Annotated in this window: 3 protein-coding genes; 1 reads left to right on the top strand and 2 read right to left on the bottom strand. The window is 71.2% G+C overall.

Annotation, left to right across the window (positions count from 1 at the left end; translation table 11 throughout):
- Positions 1-714: cation:proton antiporter (locus B4E30_RS08795; protein WP_286794803.1), on the bottom strand; the 714-nt coding region annotated here is incomplete at its 3' end.
- A 224-nt stretch (positions 715-938) separates the two neighbouring features.
- Between B4E30_RS08795 and pip the strand changes: the two genes are divergently transcribed.
- Positions 939-1,916 carry a prolyl aminopeptidase gene (gene pip, locus B4E30_RS08790; RefSeq protein WP_286794805.1) on the top strand — a complete coding sequence of 326 codons (978 nt, stop codon included), beginning with the start codon at positions 939-941 and terminating at the stop codon, positions 1,914-1,916.
- A 7-nt stretch (positions 1,917-1,923) separates the two neighbouring features.
- On the opposite strand, the gene B4E30_RS08785 is transcribed toward pip, so the two are convergent.
- A partial coding sequence (locus tag B4E30_RS08785) for an aldehyde dehydrogenase family protein (protein ID WP_286794801.1) occupies positions 1,924-3,169 on the bottom strand: 1,246 nt, incomplete at its 5' end.

The following is a 3,169-nucleotide window of genomic DNA, read 5'->3' as shown; positions in this document are numbered from 1 at the left end:
GGCGGCGACCAGGCCCGAACCGCCGAGCTCCTCGGTGGGGAGGTAGGCGAGGAACGGGACCGTGAACCCGACCGCGGTGTTCGCCGCCGAATGCGAGATGAACGACCGCACGCGCAGGTTCACCCACCCGATGAGGCCGCCGATGACGACCGCGACGACAACGCCCCAGAGGAAGGACAGCGCGAACTCCCCGACGTGGAGGGAGCCGACGCCGACCGCGGCGATCGCGGTGCGCAGGAGCACCAGCGAGGTGGCGTCGTTGAGCAGGCTCTCGCCTTCCAGGAGCGTCACGACGCGTCGTGAGATCCCCAGTCGCTTGGCGATCGCGGTGGCGACCGCGTCGGTGGGGCTGAGGATGGCACCGAGCGCGAGAGCGAGAGGGAACCCGAGTCCGGGCAGAGCCCACAGGAAGAACAGGGCCAGCACGAACGAGCTGATGAGGACGAGCAGCACCGACAGGCCGGCGATCGGCCGCAGATCGCGGCGGAACTCGATGGCCGGCAGGGAGACCGCGGCCGAGTACAGCAGCGGGGGGAGCACGCCGACGAGGATGATCTCGGGGTCCACCTCGACCAGCGGCACGAATGGCAGCATGCTCACGCCCAGTCCGATGGCGACGAGGATGAGGGGGCCGGCGATGCGCACCTTGGGGGCCACGGTCGTCGCGGCGGCGATCACCACGATCGCGCCGACCGCGATGACGAGGATCTCCACGCCGCTCACCGGTGCCGTCCGGGAGTGGACGTTCTCGTGCGCGACACGTGCATGCTGCGAGCCTATTCGCGCCGTGATCGTCTCGCCGCACCGCGGTAATGCGCGTCTCGCGGCCCCGCAGGCGCTAGCGTGTGCGCATGGCGTTCGACAAAAGCCCCGGTCGTCGGTGCGAAGAGGCACCCGCGGGGGTCCCCGTCGCGCTCGCCGAGGGGAGGGGATCGGCCATGAACGAACACCTCGACGACATTCTCTACCCCGAGATCGAGCCGTACGCGACCGGCGAGCTCATCGCGGGTGAGGGCAATCGCCTCTACTACGAGCAGTGCGGAAACCCCGAGGGCAAGCCGGTCGTGTTCCTGCACGGCGGTCCCGGCGCGGGCACCTCGTCGTGGCACCGCCGCTTCTTCGATCCCGAGCGGTATCGCATCATCCTGCTCGACCAGCGCGGATGCGGCCGTTCGACGCCGCACGCGGCCGATGTGGAGGGCGACCTGCGCCACAACACGACGTGGCACCTGGTCGCCGACCTGGAGCTGCTCCGGCGCAATCTCGGTATCGAGACCTGGATGGTCTTCGGCGGGTCCTGGGGTAGCGCCCTCGCCCTCGCCTACGCCGAGACCCATCCCGACGCGGTGTCCGAGATCGTGCTGCGGGGGATCTTCACGCTCCGCGCCCATGAGCTCGAGTGGTTCTACGAGGGCGGTGCATCGGCGATCTTCCCCGATCGGTGGGAGAAGTTCCTCGGTCCGATCCCGGTGCTCGAACGCGGCCGCATGATCGAGGCCTATCACCGTCGCCTGGTCGACCCCGATCCGGCCGTGCACGTGCCAGCGGCCGTCGCGTGGACGACGTGGGAGGCATCCACCCTCACCCTCCTCCCGGACGACGACCTCGTGCAGGCGATGACCGATCCGCGCGCGGCGACCGCGTTCGCGCGCATCGAGAACCACTACTTCCTGCACCGCGGCTTCTTCGACGAGGGCCAGCTCATCGCGAACGTCGACGCGATCCGCGGCATCCCCGCCGTGATCGTGCAGGGGCGCTACGACGTGTGCACCCCGCCGATGACGGCGTGGGACCTGCACCGGGCGTGGCCGGAGGCCGAGTTCGTGATGGTTTCCGACGCCGGACACGCCGCGTCGGAGCCGGGCATCGCGCGCGCTCTGCGTGACGCCGCCGACCGCTTCGTCGCCGAGGCCTGACGAGCGCTCAGGCGCGAAACGCCCGCCAGAGCGTCGGGATGAGATCCCGCAGGCCGCCGCCGGCGCGGTAGCGCGTGAGTCCGGCGCTGACCGATGCCCCCGTGCGCGCCGTGACGAACCACGGTGGCGTGGGCAGGAGGGAGAACCGGCCGCGCGAATTCGGGCGGAGCGACAGGAGCGAGCGCGGAAACGGGCGGAACGGGCCGCGCACGACCGCTCGGTCGATGCGGTCGAGCAGCAGGGCGTTGTGCACGACGCCGACCCCGCTCGGCGCGTCGGAGAGCGTGCCGCCGGGATACGCGCCCCACGGCAGCGCCGGCGTCAGGAAGCCGATCGCGGTCCACGCGTTGACCGCGATCGTGCCGTAGCGCAGTCGCTCGAGGGCGTGCTCGAAGCCGTCGGCGAGGCGTGTCTGCTCGACGGGATCGATGAGGACGTTCGCTCCCAGGGTTCCGGTGAGGCGATCGTTCGCGTAGTCGACCGCAGCGTCGACGAACGCCTGGCCGGTGCCCGGGAGCGAGACCACCCCGAGCACGGGGGCGAACTGCTCGACGACCTCCAGGTCGTGGTCGCCGGCGTCGATCTCGATGACGGCCCGCCGGCCGCCGTCACTCCACGCGGCGTCGGGGTGCGACGCGCGCACCGCGCTCATGCGGTCGCTCGACCCGGGGTACCAGACCTCGCGCGAGGGTGCGGATGCCACCGCGCGACGCAGGTGGCCGAGGAACGCCTCGCGCTGCGGCCAGTCCCGGCTCACGACGACCACTTGGCCCGCGACGCAGTTGTGTCCGGCGTTCTGCAGGCGCATGGTCGCGACGTGCTCGGCCTGGAAGGCGAGGTCGGCCTCGGTCCACGGGCCGGGCACGACGATCACCGGGGACACGCCGCCCAGCTCCGCGGTGATCGGATTCGTCAGCAGCGGCTCGCCGGCCGCTTTGCGACGGGCGGCATCGTCTCCAGATCCCCAGACGATCGCGTCGAACGTCCCTTCCGAGCCGGTGATGTGCACGTGGTCGATGCGCTCATGGCGTGCGAGGTGGGCGCCCACCTCGCCACCGCCCCGCACGATGCGCAGCAGACCGGCCTCCACCAGCGGGGCGAGTGCGCGCTCGAAGACCGGCACGAGCGCATCCTGCGTGGGGTTCACCTTCAGCAGCGACACCCGGTTGTGAGCGATCAGCTCGGTGAGCACGTCGGCGACGGGGATCGACGTCACGTTGCCGGCGCCGAGCACGAGGCCCACGCCGCCCGAG

The organism is Microbacterium sp. UBA3394, from assembly GCF_002358725.1.
Taxonomy (GTDB): Bacteria; Actinomycetota; Actinomycetes; order Actinomycetales; family Microbacteriaceae; genus Microbacterium; species Microbacterium luteum.
The sequence above is the reverse complement of the archived record's forward strand: the minus strand, read 5'-3'. Positions and strand labels throughout refer to the sequence as shown.

Coding starts and splice junctions, on each gene's coding strand:
- pip (WP_286794805.1), top strand. CDS start 939: ATGAACGAACACCTCGACGACATTCTCTACCCCGAGATCGAGCCGTAC.